We start from the raw sequence: 14,899 nt of genomic DNA on the forward strand, positions 1-14,899 counted from the left end.
CACCGTGTCCCGTCGCCAGCATCTCCCGCGTCACCGTCACCCCGCCCTGGGCCTCGTGGTCCTGCTCGCGCTGGTCCCGCTGCTGAGCGGATGCCTGACGAAGTCGGAGAACGTCGGCGACCAGTATTCGGGATTCGTGGTGGTCGCGGCCGCCCCGGACGCCGGCGCCACCCCCACCTTCGACGTGCCCGCCTCGATGGCCGGATCGGTGTCGGTGACCAAGTTCCCGGCGGACGGCGACACGCAGACGTCACCGGAACCGGCGCAGACGGACGCGGTCACCGGGAAGGTCGGCTCCCGGATGACCTTCACCGATCTCACCGCGGGCCAGTTCTCCCAGCTCGGCGACATCATCTCCGGCGCGCTGGATTCCGGCGCGACCGTCGATCTGACGGCCACGCGCAGTGGCGACGTGGTCCGGATGCGCGGCGGGGCGGCTCTGGCCGGGCTGTCGCCGAAGACCTCGTATCTCTCGATCACCGTCGACTTCGGCGGCGAGGTCGTCGCCACCAACGGGCATCTGGCCGGCGACAACTCCGTCACCTGGGTGCCCGAGCCGGGCCAGAACGCCCAGTTCAACGCCGATGCGAAGTACCCGGATCCGGCCACGGCGGCGCTGCCGAGCTGGACCTGGTTCATGGTGATCGCCTGCCTGGCGATCGTCGGCGCCGTCGCCGCCCTCGCCTACCGCTTCCGTGATCGCACGCCGCGGTACACCCCGCCGGCCGGACAGGGCGGCGGACCGAATCCACTGCGCGCCCTGACACGGCTGCGCCGGAAGAAGAACGACGACGCGGCCGCCACCTCCGAGACGGAGGCCGAGGAGATCGAGGAGCCTGCCGCCCCCACCGGCCGGTAGGGCGCAGAGGCCGCGGCCCGGTTCAGGCCGGGGTCAGCGCGCCCCGGGTGTCGATCCCGATCCGTTCCAGCACCTCGCTGGTCGCGCGGGTGAAGTTCAGGCTGCAGAAATGCAGGCACGGCGCGCCCTCGGCCACCAGCCGCTGCGCCATCTCGGTGCACAGGTCGATACCGACTTCGCGGACCGCGGCCCGATCCTCCTCCGGACCGTCGCCGGCCGCCGCGGCCAGTCGCTCCGCCACGCGCTGCGGCAGCACGCTGCCGGACAGCTCCACCATGCGGCGCACCGTGGCCAGCGAGGTGATCGGCATGATGCCGGGGATGATCGGCTTGGCGCCCTGCTCCGGATCGGCGGCCACCACGCGATCGCGCAGCCGCAGGTAATCGTCGACGTCGAAGAAGATCTGGGTCACCGAGTACTCGGCGCCCGAGCGCAGCTTGCGGATCAGGTTCCCGGTGTCGGCCGCCAGATTCGGCGCCCGATGGTGCCCCTCCGGGAACGACGCCACGCCGATGTGGAAGTCACCGAGCGAGCCGATCAGCTCCACGAGCTCCGAGGCGTACGACACGCCCTCGGGATGCCGCACCCACTCGCCCAGCGGGTCGCCCGGCGGATCGCCGCGCAGCGCGAGCAGATTGGTGATGCCCTTGTCGGCGTACGCGCCGACCAGGCCGCGCAGCTCGTCGAGGCTGTGATTCACCGCGGTCAGATGCGCGACGGTGGTCAGCGTGGTCGACGTGGCCAGATCCCCCGCGATGCGCACCGTGCGGTCCCGGGTGGAACCGCCGGCGCCGTAGGTCAGCGACACGAACGCCGGGTCCATTCGCTCGAACACCCGCACCGCGTGCCACAGCCGGGCCTCGTCGGCCTCGGTCCGCGGCGGGAAGAACTCGACGGAGAAGGGCACCGGGCCGTCGTGCGGCGCGGCGAGCCGCTCGACGACGGTCGAGGGCGCGAAGGCATCGGCGGAAACGTCACTCACCCGGCCGATCTTACCGACGGGTACCGCAGTGGACCGATTTCCAGCGCCGGTTTTACGCACCGGCCGGGGCCGTCTTGACCTGCCCGGACCGCTGAGGTATCAAGCGGGTCCCGCCGCGGCCGGACCGCGGGTGACGCCCCGGTAGGCTTACCCGCGTGTTGAGTCAGCAGCAGGTGCCCGGCGCCGTGGAGGAGGTCCTGCGGGACTTCTTCGCCACCTCCGCCGCCGCTCTCGACGAGATCTCGCCGGTGGTGGCCGATGCCGGGAGCGTTCTGGCCGACTTCGTCCTCGGCGGCGGCAAGCGGATCCGGCCGCTGTTCGTGCACGCGGGCTGGCACTGCGGCCTCACCGAATGTCCGCCGTCGGGCAGACCCGCCCCGGATCGGCAGCGCGCGGAGAGCGAACCGCTGGTCGTGCGCACCGGCGCCGCGATCGAGCTGATCCAGGCGTGCGCCCTGGTGCACGACGACATCCTCGACCGCAGCGACACCCGGCGCGGACGCCCGACTGTGCATCGCCGCTTCGCGGAGCGGCACCGCGATCGGGCCTGGTCGGGAGACGACGATCACTACGGCGCCTCCGCGGCGATCCTCCTCGGCGACCTGGCGCTCGCCTGGGCCGACGATCTGGTGCACGGATACCGTCCGGTGCCCGGCGCCGTCGCCGGGGACCCCCTGCCGCCGCGCGCGGCCGGCCTGTGGTCGCTGATGCGCACCGAGGTGCTCGGCGGGCAGCTCCTCGACATCACCAACGAGGTCTCCGGCGACGAGAGCGTCGACGCCGCGTACCGGGTGATGGAGTACAAGACCGCCGCCTACACCATCGCCCGGCCGCTGGAGATCGGCGCGGCTCTGGGACGGTCGACCGGCGAGACGGCCGCCGCGTTGCGCCGGATCGGCACCGGGCTGGGTCTGGCCTTCCAGCTGCGCGACGACGTCCTCGGTGCCTTCGGCGATCCCGCCCAGACCGGCAAGCCCTCCGGCGACGATCTGGTCGCAGGCAAACGCACGGTGCTGGTGGCCCTCGCCCTCGCCGGGGCGCCCGCGGCCGACGCCGACGTGCTGCGCGGCCTGCTCGGCCGCCGGATCGACGCCGCCGAACTGGCCACCGCCCGGACGATCCTCACCGGCTCCGGTGCGCTCGCCGCCGTCGAGCAGCAGATCGACGACCATCTCACCGCGGCGCTGGCCGAGATCGACGCCCTCCCGGTCGGAGCCGCCGCGCGCGGCGATCTCACGGCCCTCGCGCATCGCATCGCCCACAGGCAGACCTGAGACGCAGCCATGACCGCCACCAGACACGTCGTCATCATCGGCGCCGGCCTCGCCGGGCTGGCCGCCGCCGCCCGTCTGCGGGGCCGCGGCCACCAGGTGACCGTCCTCGAATCCGCCGCCGTCCCGGGCGGGCTGGTCCGCACCGAGGAGATCGACGGACACCGCTTCGACACCGGCGCCACCCTGCTCACCATGCCGGGCCTGATCGTCGACGCCCTCGCCGAGCTCGGCATCGACCGCGCCGAGGCGCTGGCGAGGCTGTCACTGACGCCCGTCGATCCGGGCTACGTGATGAACTACGCGGACGGGTCCGTCCTCGCGCTGCCGCACGACGCAGCCGCGATCCCCGCCGCCGTCGCCCGCGCCTTCGGCCCGGACACCGCACGCGGCACCGCCGACCTGCTCGAGTGGCTGCGCGCGGTGTACGACGCCGAGTACGGGGTCTTCATCGACCGCAACTTCGGCGGTATCGGCGACCTGACCGGACCCGAAACACGCAGGGCCGCAGCACAACTGGTGAAGCTGCGCGCCCTCGGCGGGCTCACCGGCGCCGTCGCGCGCTTCGCCCCCGACGAGCGCGTCCAGCGGGCGTTCACCTTCCAGTCACTGTACGCCGGGGTACCTCCGCACCGGGCGCGCGCCATCTACGCGATCATCGCCGACATGGACATCGGCCGCGGCCTCTGGGCGCCGGCCGGCGGCATGGGCCGGATCGGCGAGGTGCTCGCCGGAGCGCTGATCGACGCCGGCGTCACCATCGCGTACGACTCCCCGGTCCGGGCGGTGCTGCGGGACGGGCACACGGTCCGCGGCGCGGCGACCGACGACGGCGTGATCGCCGCCGACGCGGTGATCGCGACGCTGGAGCGCGACCAGGTCGCCGATCTGCTCGGCGCGACCCCGCGGCGCAGGCTCCGCTACTCGCCCAGCGCCGTCGTCGCCCACGGTCTGCTGCCGGCCGGAACCGCGCGGGAGTGGTCGTCGGGGCACCACACGCTCGACTTCGGTGCGGCGTGGACGCAGACCTTCGCCGAGATCACCGGCCGTGGAGGCAAGCCGATGACCGACGGGTCGTTCCTGGTCACCCGGCCGGCGGTCAGCGACCCGGACACCTTCGTCACCGGCGGGCTGGAGTCGGTCTCGGTCCTGGCCCCCACCCCGAACCTGGACAGCGCACCGCTGGCGTGGGACGCGGTCGCCGGCCCCTATGTGACCGAGGTACTGGGCACCCTCGCCGGCCGCGGCTATCGCGGGATCGACGAGCTGAAGGTGTTGCGCGTCGACCATCCGGGTACCTGGCGGCGTGCCGGACTGCCCGCGGGCACGCCGTTCTCGGCGGCCCACACGGTGACGCAGACCGGTCCGCTGCGTACCCGCAACACGTGGCCCGGCCTGCGCAATCTGTTCCTGGCCGGCAGCGCCACGGTGCCCGGTGTCGGCATCCCGCCGGTCCTGATCTCCGGTGGCCTCGCGGCCGATCGCGCCGACGCGCTCCTCACGGGAGCGGCACGATGAGCGCGCGGCTGCGAGGACTGCTGAGCCACCCCGACGCACTGCTCGGGTTCGTGGGCGCGGTCCTGTTCGCAGTCGGCACCTACGGGGTGGCCGACATCCCGCGCAACGACACGACCCTGCAGAACCTCGGGCTGGCCCCGATCACCTACGGCAGCGGCAAGGCGCTCGCCTGGATCGCGTTCTGGACCGGCGTCACGCTGATGGTGATCGCCTGGATCCGGATCGGCCGCGCGGTGCTCGCCGGCACCAGCGATCTGGACGTGCGCGGCACCCGCTGGACCGTGTGCGCCTGGGCGCTGCCGATGCTGTTCGCCGTGCCGGTGTTCAGCCGCGACGTCTACGCGTATCTCGGTCAGGCCTGGGTGCTGGCGCAGGGCTACAACCCCTATCTCGACGGCCCCGCACACGCGCCCGGCCCGATCGTCGACTCGATGGCGCAGATCTGGGCGCCCACCACGTCCCCGTACACCCCGCTGTTCATGCTGATCGCACGCGGTGTCGTCGCGGTGACCGGGCAGAATGTGATCGCCGGGGTCTTCGTGATGCGCCTGGTGCTGCTGATCGGGCTCGCCCTCTCGCTGTGGGCGCTGCCCGCGCTCGCCGAGCGGTTCGGCGCCTCCCGGCGGCTCGCGCTGTGGCTGGTGCTGCTCAACCCGATGCTGCTGGCGCATCTGGTCGCCGGGCCGCACCTGGAACTGCTGATGATGGGCTTCCTCGCAGCGGGCGTCGCCGTGGTGGTCGGCGCCGGGAGCACGTCGACGGAGCCCGGCATGAACTCCGCGAGCGGGCCGGACGACGTCCGCGGGCGCCCGGTGTACGGCCTGCTTCTGCTCGGCGTCGCCGCGTCGATCAAGATCACCGCGGCCGTCGCGATCCCCTTCGTGGTGTGGATGTGGCTCGATCAGCTGCGGAGACAGCGCGCCGCCCGCGGCGAGGCCGCGCCGCTCGGCGCACGTCGCTTCGTCGGCGTCTTCGCGGCCACCGCCCTGATCCCGGCCGCGGTCTTCGGCGTGTTCACCCTGACCCTGGGGCTCGGCCTCGGGTGGCTGAACGGTCTGTCGTGGGCGTCGCGCATCATCAATCCGTTCACCATCCCCACGCTGGCCGGGCACCTCGTCACCTATGCGGCCGCGCCGTTCCACGTCTGGAACCTGCAGCAGGTGCTGCCGGTGACGCGGGCGATCGGCGAAGTGGTGCTGGCGGTGCTCCTGGTCTGGTTCTGGTGGCGTTCGCGCACCGATACGCGGGCGGCCGTCGCCGGGGCCGCGTGGGCGATGCTGGCGGTGCTGCTGCTGGAGCCGTCGACCCTGCCCTGGTACTACGTGTGGACGCTGGTGCTGGCCGTCGCATTCGACCTGCCTCTGTGGGTCCGGCAGGTGGTGGTCGGGGTGAGCGTGTTCTTCCTCATCACCTTCCAGCCCGACGATTCGATCACCTTCTACAAGCCGATTCCCTCGTTGGTCGCGCTGTTGCTCGCCGTGCTCGCCGCGGTCTCGCTCGACCGCCGGGATCCGCTGCGCCTGCGCAGGCTGCGGGACTGGGCCTTCGCGATCCCGCCGAAGCATGACTGAGCGCGGCTACCGCATCGGCCGGGCGATGACCGCGCGCGCCGGGCGCACCTACTACCTGGCCGCGGGATTGCTGCCGGCCGACCGGCGGCGCGGCGTCTACGCGCTGTATGGCTTCGCGCGGATGGCCGACGACATCGTCGATCGGTCGCCGCAGGCCCCGGCCGCGCAGGTCGCCGCGCTCGACGCGCTGGCGGCCGGACTCACCGCGGCCCTGGACGGCGAATCTCTCCCCGATCCGTCGCTGACCGCCGACCAGTGGGCGCTGCTGCATTCACTGGCCGCTACGGTCGAGCGGTTCGGCATCGACCCGGCGACGTTCGGGGCGTTCCTGCGCTCGATGCGGATGGACGTCCCGGGCACCGCCGAGTTCCGCAGCCGCTATCGGTCCTTCGCCGAGCTGCACGACTACACGTACGGCTCGGCGGCGGTGATCGGCCTGCAGATGCTGCCCATCCTGGGGGTGTCGCCGGGCGGCAGCGGCGGCGTGTCGTACGACGACGTCGCCGGCGGCGCGGCGCTCCTCGGCGAGGCGTTCCAGCTGACCAATTTCCTGCGCGACGTCGCCGAGGATCTCGACCGCGACCGGATCTACCTGCCCGCCGACCATCTCGCGGCGTTCGGCGTCGACGAGGAGGTGCTGCGCACGGACGTCCACCGCGGACGGCCGGGCCGCGCCCTGCGCGCGGCGCTGCGCCACCTGATCGCGATCAACCGCGACCAGTACCGGCGCACCGCCCCGGCGATCGCGGCGCTCCCGGGCCGCACCCGTCCGGCGATCGCCGCCGCGGCGCGCAGCTACGCCGACATCCTCACCGAGATCGAGCGCAGCGACTACGACGTGCTCTCCCGCCGCGCGGTGGTGCCGAAACGGCGGCGTGTCGTGCACGCCGCCCGCGCTCTCCTGCCCGCCGGCTGAGCCCGCCCGCCGGCTGAGCTCGTCGAAGCCCGCCGGCTGAGTCTGTCCAGACCCGCCGGCTGAGCTCGTCGAAGCCTAGAAGGCCTGCGCCTGAGCGCGGCGGATCACCTCGCGCGCGGAATGCGTGTGCAGTGCCTGCGCCGGGTGCATCCCGAGGTCGTCGTACACGGTGAAGAACCACTCCATCGCCTGGTCCCGGGTGTAGCCGCCGTCGAGCAGCACCGACACCAGACCCTCGAAGTGCTTGGCCAGGTGACCTTCCTCGCCGAAGAAGAGCGCCGGGATCACCGGCTGCCCGTTCCGCGAGGCGGCGAGCAGGTTGTGATCGCGGATCAGGGTGCGCACCCGGTTCGGGGAGACATGCAGGTGATCGGCCGCCTGGTCGAGGTCGAAGACCTCGGCGTCGTCCGGAAGAATGCCGATGGCCAGCGGAAGGGAACTCACGGGAGGTGACGATACCCGACAGGGCCGACACCCGAACGGCTCCGGCGCTCACGGATCCGGCCCACCGCGCACGGTAGATTCACTCCCGTGAGTTCCCCCGAGGATCCGCTGCTGGGTCGCGTCCTGGAGCGGCGCTACCGGATCGACGCGCCGATCGCGCGCGGCGGCATGTCGGCGGTGTACGTCGGCACCGATCTGCGGCTCGGGCGGCGCGTCGCGGTCAAGGTGATGGACGCACGGTATGTCGGCGACCCGCAGTTCCTGCGGCGCTTCGAGTTCGAGGCCCGCGCGGTCGCCGGGCTGAGCCATCCGGGGCTGGTCGCCGTGTACGACCAGAGCATCGACGGCGACATCGCCTTCCTGGTGATGGAACTGGTCCGCGGCGGCAGCCTGCGGGAACTGCTGCGCGAGCGCGGCCCGATGCCCCCGCACGCGGTCGCCGCCGTCGGTATCCCGGTCCTCGGTGGGCTGGGCACCGCGCACCGCGCGGGGCTGGTGCACCGGGACGTGAAGCCGGAGAACGTGCTGATCTCCGACACCGGCGACATCAAGGTCGCCGACTTCGGTCTGGTCCGCGCCGTCTCCGAGGCCGGTGTCACATCGGCGAGCGTCATCCTCGGCACCGCCGCGTACCTGTCCCCCGAGCAGGTGAGTTCCACCGACATCGACGCCCGCAGCGACGTGTACTCCACGGGCGTGCTCTTCTACGAGTTGCTGACCGGCCGCCAGCCGTTCCACGGCGCCACTCCCCTCGCACTCGCCTACCAGCGCCTGTCGTACGACGTCCCGGCACCCAGCGAGATCATCGCCGGGGTGCCGCCGCAGATCGACGACATCGTGCTGCGCGCCACCGAGCGCGACCCGGCCCACCGCTTCCCCGACGCCTTCGCCATGCAGCACGCCCTGCTCGACGCCGTCGACGACCTCGTCCTTCCGCCGTTCACGGTGCCCGCCCCGCGGCAGGCGTCGGCCCGCGTCACCTCCGCGATCGCCCGCCCGGTCGCCCCCGCGCGCCCCGCCCCCACCGTCGGCCGCGGCCCCTCGCCGGACGGATACGGCCAGGCGGACGACGACTACCCCGGCGACGGTCCCGTGGACGACGACTACGACCCCCGGCCGGACTACGAGGGCCGGGACCCCGGGCCGGGCGCCTACGACCCCGGGCCGGGCGAGGTCCCGGCTCCGCCCGACCGGCATCTCGGCGGAGACCGATACGACGCCGACTACGACGACCCCTACGACGACGACTACCCCGACGTCGCCCAGCGCCCCGTGCACACCGGCAGCACCCTGGTCGTGATCGCCTGGTTCGTCGTCGTTCTGCTGATCGCCGCTCTTCTCGGCGGCGGCGGCTGGGCTCTCGGTATCGCCCTGACGACCTAGGGTCGCACCCCGCCGCAGGCTTCCGGCCTGCGGTTTTCTTTCACTTTTCGGCCCGTTCGGGCGAATTGTCGTACCCCGGTGACAGAGTCTGCTCCGCACCGCAGCTCCGGCGAATCACGCCGGGTCAGCTGCCCCGCCCCTGAAAGGAAATCACCATGAGCAAGCTCCGCAACGCCGCCATCGCCGTCATGGCCTGCCTGGCCCTGGGCGCGACCATCGCGTCCGGCAGCGAGGACAAGGCGACCAAGGTCGACGGCAACGGGTCGACCCAGCAGGGCGACACGTTCAAGGTCGGCGACACCGTCAAGCTCGGCGACTGGAAGGTCAAGGTCAACAAGGTGACCGATCCGTACGTGCCGAGCAACGAGTTCGTGACGCCGAGCCCCGGCAATCGCTACGTGCTCGTCGACACCGAGGTCACCAATGACAGCAAGAAGTCGCAGACCGTCTCGTCGATGATGTGCTTCGACCTGCGGGACGACTCGAACCGCAAGCACGACATCACCATCACCGGCGACGAGACCTCGTCGCTCGACGGTGAGGTGGCACCGGGCGGCACGCTGCGCGGCGACCTGGCGTTCGAGGTTCCGGATTCGGCGAAGAACCTGCAGCTGCAGTTCAAGTGCGACCTGTTCGGTTCCGGCTCGGCCGTGATCGACCTGTCGTGACGGCGACCACTCCGGCTCCCGCCGCGACGCACCCGCGTCGCGGCGGTCCGGGCGACCTGCTCCTCAGCCCGTGGGTGGCCCTGTCGGTGCTGGTCCTGCTGCTGAACGATCACGTGCTCAAGTGGATCTTCGGCAACACGGTGACCGGGAAGCTCTCGGATGTCGCCGGCGTCTTTCTGCTGCCGCTCCTGATGCTGACGGTCGCCGAACTCGCGGCGCGGGTATGCGGAGTGCGCTGGATCACCGGTCGCCGGGCCGTGATCACGACGATCGCCGTCGTGGGTGTCGGCTTCGCGGCGGTGAAGACCGTGCCCCCGGTCGGCGACGCCTACGAGTACATGGTCGGCCTGCTCCGCGCGGTGGCGACCTTCTCCGGTGGCCCGATCACCCCGATCATCGTCTACCGCGACGCCACCGATCTCCTCGTCCTCCCCGTCCTCATCGGCACCTATCTCGTCGCGATGCGACGTGCCGCAAATTCCGCCGCCGGGCCACATCGATAGTGGATCCTCGCGCAGAACGAGACTGTTTGCTACGGCGATCATTCGAACACTCTCTTGTCAGTGACGTCAAAGCCGGCGCGTCCACCGGCTGAATCTCGGCCGTAGATCTCAGCATTTTCGGCAACAGATTATTGTCATACCCAGGCGATACAGTGATCTCAACGGTTCAGCAGACGATGGTGGCGCACACCACGATGTGTCTGTATCGTGGACCATAGAGAGTTCGAACGCTGTGGATGTCTTCTTGGGGGAAGGAGGTGACGGCCATGATGCCCGACGGACCGCCCGACGAGTTCACCTCACGCTGGGAGGGAGTCGATTTCACTCCCGCCGGGATGGTCGCCGCCGACGAGAATGACGATCCGAGGGCGCAGGCGCATTCGTGGATGGTCTATGCCGAGTCCGCGTGGCGCGGACAGGCATTCCTGTATTGGCGGCAGATCGACGCGATCAGCAACTTCCTCGATCTGACGCTCGCCGAACTCGACGACGCGGTCTGCGCGGGCGCCGATCAGAAAGACCTGATGGACCCGTACAGCGCCGCCGAAGCCGCGGTGGCCATGCCGTTCGCGGCGAACCGGCGCAAAGCCCGAATGCTGGTCGGCATCGCTGTCGCCGCCTCCGAACGACTCCCCCGGACCGCCGGTCTGCTCCGGCAGACAGTGATCAGTCCGGAGATGTTCGAGAAGGTCGTCGACCGCACCGACATCGTCGACGACCCCGCGATCGTCGCCCAGGTCGACACCGATCTCGCCACCGCCCTTGCGACGGCGGGGCATGTTTCGGAGAAGGCCGCCGAGCGGATCGCCGACCGCATCGTGGAAAAACACGATCGGGACGCCTCCCGGAAACGGCATGACAGGGCCCAGCGCCGCAAGAACGTCACCCAGCGGGACTACACCGACGGGCTCGGCGGGATCAACATCACCGCCGACGCAGAGGAGACCAGGCTGGCATATGAGGCGATCGGGGCGATGATCGCCGGAGTCTGCCCGAACGATCCCCGCACCAAGGGGGCGCTACGGTCGGCCGCGGCGATCGCCCGGCTGCGCCGGCTCCCCTTCACCTGCGCCTGCACCGACAAAGAAGCCTGCACCGCAACGCTGTCGGACGAGGATATCTCCGAGCGGCAGGCGCGGATCATCGTGCACGCCGTGTGCCGCAAGACCACCCTCGCCGGTGTCGATGACGAGCCCGGGTTCCTGGACGGACACGGCCCGATCAGCGCCGGTCACGTCCGCGATCTGGCGCGCCGCCCCGACGCCCTGGTCCGCGATCTCGACCTCGGCAGAATCCTCAGGCCCCCCGCGGCACCCGCAGCCGGACCCACACCGCCCGACAGCGAAGGCAACGACGGCGACTTCCCAGCCGGTGACCCCAGCGCCGACAGTCAGGCCGACAGTGACCTCGCAGGCGATCGCCCGACCGGCCACGACCTCACCGGCGGCGTCCCCGAACCCCCGGTCGCCGATGGCGGCGGAGACCGGGCGGTCCCGCACCCCGAGTACCGGCCGGCCACCGGCGGCGGCACCGGTCCCACCGAACCGGCCACCGATCACACCGGCCCCGAACGCGCCCCTGCCGGATCCAGCCCCGGCACCGAGCACCAGGACGGCAACGAACACCAGAACTGCGACCGAGACCGGGACGGAGACCGGGATACCGGGTCGAGTGCCGAGACCGGGACCGACGACGGCCGCGTGCCGCCGGTGTTCCTCACCAACACCGCCCAGCCCGGCGACCCGTACCGACCGACCGCCGCCCTTGACGTTCTCGTCCGCGCCCTGTTCGGCACCTGCACCATCCCCGGCTGCGATCAGCCCGCCTGGCACTGCGAGTTGGATCATTGTGAGGAGTTCAACCAGATCTGCCCGGCCTCCGGTGGCCCCACCTGCCTGTGCAACATCAACCCCAAATGCCAACGGCACCACCTCCTCAAAACCCATCTCGGCGCGTCGAACCCCGCAGACGGGTGGATCGATGAACAGTGGATCGACGAGGACGGCACCGTGTGGACCGCGATCACCGTCGACGGCATGACGTTCGAGACGCGGGCGGAGAATCAGTGGTTGTTCCCCGACCTCGCCGGGGCGACGTGTGCCCATCAGGCCCAAGCGCCGCCGGAACCCGCCCCGGCCGGTGAACCAGCCGTGCCGCGCGGGGACCCGTGCACCCCGAGGGGCGGCCTGCAAGCCGTCACCGCGCACAAACACGCCTGGCGGCGCGCCGAACGCGCCCGCCTCCGCCGCGAACGCGAACACGCCGCCGAACTCTACGGACCGCCACCGTTCTAGGAGACTGCCGACGACCCCCGCGTGTGCCCTCGCCGCTGGCCCCGCCGGTGACGAGCATTTCGACGGAGCTCAATATGAACTCCGCGCGGAGCCGTGTCGAAACCTGCCGGTGCCGGGGCGGGAACGCGCAGGGTCCCAGCGCGTCTCGCGGGGTTTCGACACGGAACTCCGCCAGCGCTCCGTTCCGGCTCAACCGGCTCAACCGGCAGCCGGCTCGGCGATCCCTACGGAGCCAGGCCCCGCACGATCAGGGCCAGCACGTTCTCGTAATTCTTCGCGCCGTGATCGGCGAAGGCCTCCGCGCCCGATTCCGCGCCCGCCCGCGACAGCGCGGGCTCGGCGCCGGCCAGTTCCAGCGAGACCGCACCGTGCGCGCACGACCACACCTGTACCGCGATCTCGACCGGGTCACCGGCCCGGATCACACCACCGACCTGCGCGTACCGCACGATGTCCACCAGATTGTCGAACGCCCGCGCCACCGTCGTGCCTTCGGCCTCGCAGGTCGTGGAGAACATCAGCGAGTAGAGCACCGGGTTCGCCAGCGCGAAATCACGATAGGCGATGCCGCTGGCGATCAGCCGCGCCGCCGCCTCGGCGTCGGTGGTGGCGATGGCCGCACCGAATTCGGCGAACCCGTCCGTGACCACCGCGTCGAGCAGCCCCTCCTTGCCGTCGAAGTGGTTGTAGACCCCCATCGGCGCGACACCGGCCTCCTTCGCGACTGCCCGCACGGTGAGCGCGGCCGCCCCGTCCCGCTCGAGGATGCGCCGGCCGGCGGCGACCAGCAGTGGGCGGACATCGCCCGCCGACGTCCGGCTACGAGGAGTCTCCGATGACATGTTGACAAGCCTACTGGAACGGTGTTCTTCTTCAATAGAACGTTGTTACACACCAGAAGAACGGTGTTCTAAAACAAGAGAGGCGAGATCGATGAGAAACCGCTGGTGGACGCTCGGCGCCCTGTGCTTCGCCGAACTACTGGTGATGATCGACAACACGATCGTCAACGTCGCCCTGCCTACACTGGGCCGCGACCTGGACGCCGGGATCTCCGGACTGCAATGGATCGTCGACATGTACACGCTGGTCTTCGCCGGACTGCTGCTGACCGGCGGCTACCTCGGCGACCGGTTCGGGCACCGTCGCACCCTGCTGATCGGCCTCGCCGGATTCACCGCGGCGTCGGCCCTCGCCGCGTCGGCGGGCTCACTCGGCCAGCTGATCGCCACCCGCGGGCTGCTCGGAGTCTTCGCCGCCCTGGTCTTCCCGGCCACGCTTGCGATCATCACGGCCACGTTCCTCCCGGGGCGGCAGCGGGCCGTCGCCGTCGGCATCTGGGCCGCGGTGTCCGGCATCGCGGTCGCGATCGGCCCGGTGCTCGGCGGCTGGCTGCTGGAACACTTCTCGTGGTCGTCGGTGTTCTGGGTCAATCTGCCGTTCGGCGCCCTCGCGATCGCGGCGGTCGTGCTCACGGTGCCCGGCACCCGGCCGGAAGCGGCTCACCCGTTCGACGTCCCCGGCCTGGCACTGTCCATCGCCGGCCTCGGACTGCTGACCTTCTCGGTGATCGAAGGCCCCCATCACGGCTGGTCCAGCGCCCGCACGATCGGCGGTCTGGTGCTCGCGGTCGTGATCCTCGCCGGGTTCGTGATGCGCCAGCTCCGCGTCGCCCATCCGATCCTGGACGTCCGGCTGTTCGCCAACCGCTACTTCGCTACAGCGGCCACGATGATCGCCGTCGCGTTCTTCGCACTGTTCGGCTTCATCTTCCTGATCACTCAGTTCTTCCAGGCGGTCCAGGGCTACGGACCGCTCGCCGCCGGCGTCCGCACCCTGCCGTTCGCCGCCGTGATGGCCGTCTTCTCACCGGTCGCCATGGCGCTGGCCCACCGCTTCGGCCCGCGACCGGTCGCGACCGCCGGGGCCCTGTTCATGACCGCCGGATTCGCCCTCGTCGAGACGGCCTCGCGGACCTCCGGCTACTGGCAGCTGGTGGTCTGGTCGATGGCGCTGATGGCGGTGGGCCTGGCCTTCATCTCCGGGCCATGCACCCAGGTGATCATGGACGCGCTCACCCCCGCACAGGCCGGGGCGGGCTCGGCCGTCAACGACACCACCCGGGAGATCGGCGGCGCACTGGGCGTCGCGGTCCTCGGGTCGGTCCTCACCTCGGTCTACGCCGCGGGCGTCTCCGACCGGTTCGCCGCGCTCGGCGTCCCGCACGCGGCGACCGACACCGCCGCCGGTTCGGTGATGGCCGGGGTCGAGGTGGCCCATCGCGCCCCGCCCGGCGCGGTGACGACGCTGACCGTCACCGTACAAGACGTCTTCGTCGACGGGCTGCACAGCGCCGTCTGGGTCGCCGTGGCGGTGACCGCCGCGGCCGCGGTCCTCGGCTTCGTCGCGCTGCGCGGCGTTCCGCGCGGACACGTCGCCGGACCCGAGCCGGAACGCGAGCCGGCCGAGGCCGCAGCGCTCCCGGCGTGA

At 71.2% G+C, this 14,899-nt stretch carries 13 protein-coding genes; 10 read left to right on the top strand and 3 right to left on the bottom strand.

The genetic code is table 11. The features are described from left to right. Nucleotides 1–4: 4 nt before the first annotated feature. Entirely contained in the window at nt 5–859 is an 855-nt protein-coding gene (locus MYK68_RS12630) for an LppM family (lipo)protein (protein ID WP_247864041.1), read from the top strand. 22 nt (nt 860–881) lie between these two features. Here MYK68_RS12630 and metF read toward each other — a convergent pair whose 3' ends face one another. Next, nucleotides 882–1,841, bottom strand: a complete 960-nt coding sequence (gene metF, locus MYK68_RS12635) for a methylenetetrahydrofolate reductase [NAD(P)H] (RefSeq protein WP_247864042.1) — start codon at nt 1,839–1,841, stop codon at nt 882–884. 155 nt (nt 1,842–1,996) lie between these two features. On the opposite strand from metF, the gene MYK68_RS12640 reads away from it, so the two are divergent. The 4 genes from MYK68_RS12640 to MYK68_RS12655 are packed head-to-tail and all read left to right on the top strand — an operon-like array spanning nt 1,997 to nt 7,117. Beyond that, a complete protein-coding gene (locus MYK68_RS12640; RefSeq protein ID WP_247864043.1) occupies nt 1,997–3,115 on the top strand; it encodes a polyprenyl synthetase family protein in 1,119 nt (372 codons plus the stop codon). A gap of 9 nt (nt 3,116–3,124) precedes the next feature. Continuing rightward, nucleotides 3,125–4,630, top strand: a complete 1,506-nt coding sequence (gene crtI / locus MYK68_RS12645; protein ID WP_247864044.1) for a phytoene desaturase family protein — start codon at nt 3,125–3,127, stop codon at nt 4,628–4,630. Continuing rightward, nucleotides 4,627–6,201: a polyprenol phosphomannose-dependent alpha 1,6 mannosyltransferase MptB gene (mptB, locus tag MYK68_RS12650; protein WP_247864045.1), complete on the top strand. Its 1,575-nt coding sequence runs from the start codon at nt 4,627–4,629 to the stop codon at nt 6,199–6,201. The genes crtI and mptB overlap by 4 nt, the downstream gene beginning before the upstream one ends. Continuing rightward, nucleotides 6,194–7,117, top strand: coding sequence for a phytoene/squalene synthase family protein (locus MYK68_RS12655; RefSeq protein WP_247864046.1), 924 nt, complete (start codon nt 6,194–6,196; stop codon nt 7,115–7,117). Before mptB ends, MYK68_RS12655 begins: the two co-directional genes overlap by 8 nt. Before the next feature lie 75 nt (nt 7,118–7,192). On the opposite strand, the gene MYK68_RS12660 is transcribed toward MYK68_RS12655, so the two are convergent. Continuing rightward, complete coding sequence (locus MYK68_RS12660; RefSeq protein ID WP_247864047.1) at nt 7,193–7,561, bottom strand: Rv2175c family DNA-binding protein; 369 nt, start codon at nt 7,559–7,561, stop codon at nt 7,193–7,195. Between the two features lie 87 nt (nt 7,562–7,648). Here MYK68_RS12660 and MYK68_RS12665 point away from each other — a divergent pair, with 87 nt between their 5' ends. From MYK68_RS12665 to MYK68_RS12680, 4 genes are all read left to right on the top strand, one after another. Beyond that, nucleotides 7,649–8,944 carry a protein kinase domain-containing protein gene (locus tag MYK68_RS12665; protein WP_247864048.1) on the top strand — a complete coding sequence of 432 codons (1,296 nt, stop codon included), beginning with the start codon at nt 7,649–7,651 and terminating at the stop codon, nt 8,942–8,944. Between the two features lie 155 nt (nt 8,945–9,099). After that, a complete protein-coding gene (locus MYK68_RS12670) occupies nt 9,100–9,612 on the top strand; it encodes a DUF4352 domain-containing protein (protein ID WP_247864049.1) in 513 nt (170 codons plus the stop codon). Beyond that, the gene (locus MYK68_RS12675; RefSeq protein ID WP_247864050.1) at nt 9,609–10,115 is read left to right on the top strand and encodes a hypothetical protein; all 507 of its coding nucleotides are present in this window, start codon (nt 9,609–9,611) and stop codon (nt 10,113–10,115) included. Before MYK68_RS12670 ends, MYK68_RS12675 begins: the two co-directional genes overlap by 4 nt. Before the next feature lie 266 nt (nt 10,116–10,381). After that, nucleotides 10,382–12,409 carry an HNH endonuclease signature motif containing protein gene (locus MYK68_RS12680; protein WP_247864051.1) on the top strand — a complete coding sequence of 676 codons (2,028 nt, stop codon included), beginning with the start codon at nt 10,382–10,384 and terminating at the stop codon, nt 12,407–12,409. 224 nt (nt 12,410–12,633) lie between these two features. On the opposite strand, the gene MYK68_RS12685 is transcribed toward MYK68_RS12680, so the two are convergent. After that, on the bottom strand, nt 12,634–13,251 hold the full coding sequence (locus MYK68_RS12685; protein ID WP_247864052.1) for a TetR/AcrR family transcriptional regulator: 618 nt from the start codon (nt 13,249–13,251) through the stop codon (nt 12,634–12,636). Nucleotides 13,252–13,342: 91 nt separating this feature from the next. Here MYK68_RS12685 and MYK68_RS12690 point away from each other — a divergent pair, with 91 nt between their 5' ends. Beyond that, the gene (locus MYK68_RS12690; protein ID WP_247864053.1) at nt 13,343–14,899 is read left to right on the top strand and encodes a DHA2 family efflux MFS transporter permease subunit; all 1,557 of its coding nucleotides are present in this window, start codon (nt 13,343–13,345) and stop codon (nt 14,897–14,899) included.

Origin of the sequence: Gordonia sp. PP30, assembly GCF_023100845.1 — a bacterium.
Lineage (GTDB): Bacteria > Actinomycetota > Actinomycetes > Mycobacteriales > Mycobacteriaceae > Gordonia.

Excerpts from the sequence above, each read along its gene's own strand:
- mptB (WP_247864045.1), top strand. The coding sequence starts at position 4,627 with ATGAGCGCGCGGCTGCGAGGACTGCTGAGCCACCCCGACGCACTGCTC.
- MYK68_RS12670 (WP_247864049.1), top strand. The coding sequence starts at position 9,100 with ATGAGCAAGCTCCGCAACGCCGCCATCGCCGTCATGGCCTGCCTGGCC.
- MYK68_RS12685 (WP_247864052.1), bottom strand. The coding sequence starts at position 13,251 with ATGTCATCGGAGACTCCTCGTAGCCGGACGTCGGCGGGCGATGTCCGC.
- MYK68_RS12680 (WP_247864051.1), top strand. The coding sequence starts at position 10,382 with ATGATGCCCGACGGACCGCCCGACGAGTTCACCTCACGCTGGGAGGGA.
- crtI (WP_247864044.1), top strand. The coding sequence starts at position 3,125 with ATGACCGCCACCAGACACGTCGTCATCATCGGCGCCGGCCTCGCCGGG.
- MYK68_RS12655 (WP_247864046.1), top strand. The coding sequence starts at position 6,194 with ATGACTGAGCGCGGCTACCGCATCGGCCGGGCGATGACCGCGCGCGCC.
- MYK68_RS12690 (WP_247864053.1), top strand. The coding sequence starts at position 13,343 with ATGAGAAACCGCTGGTGGACGCTCGGCGCCCTGTGCTTCGCCGAACTA.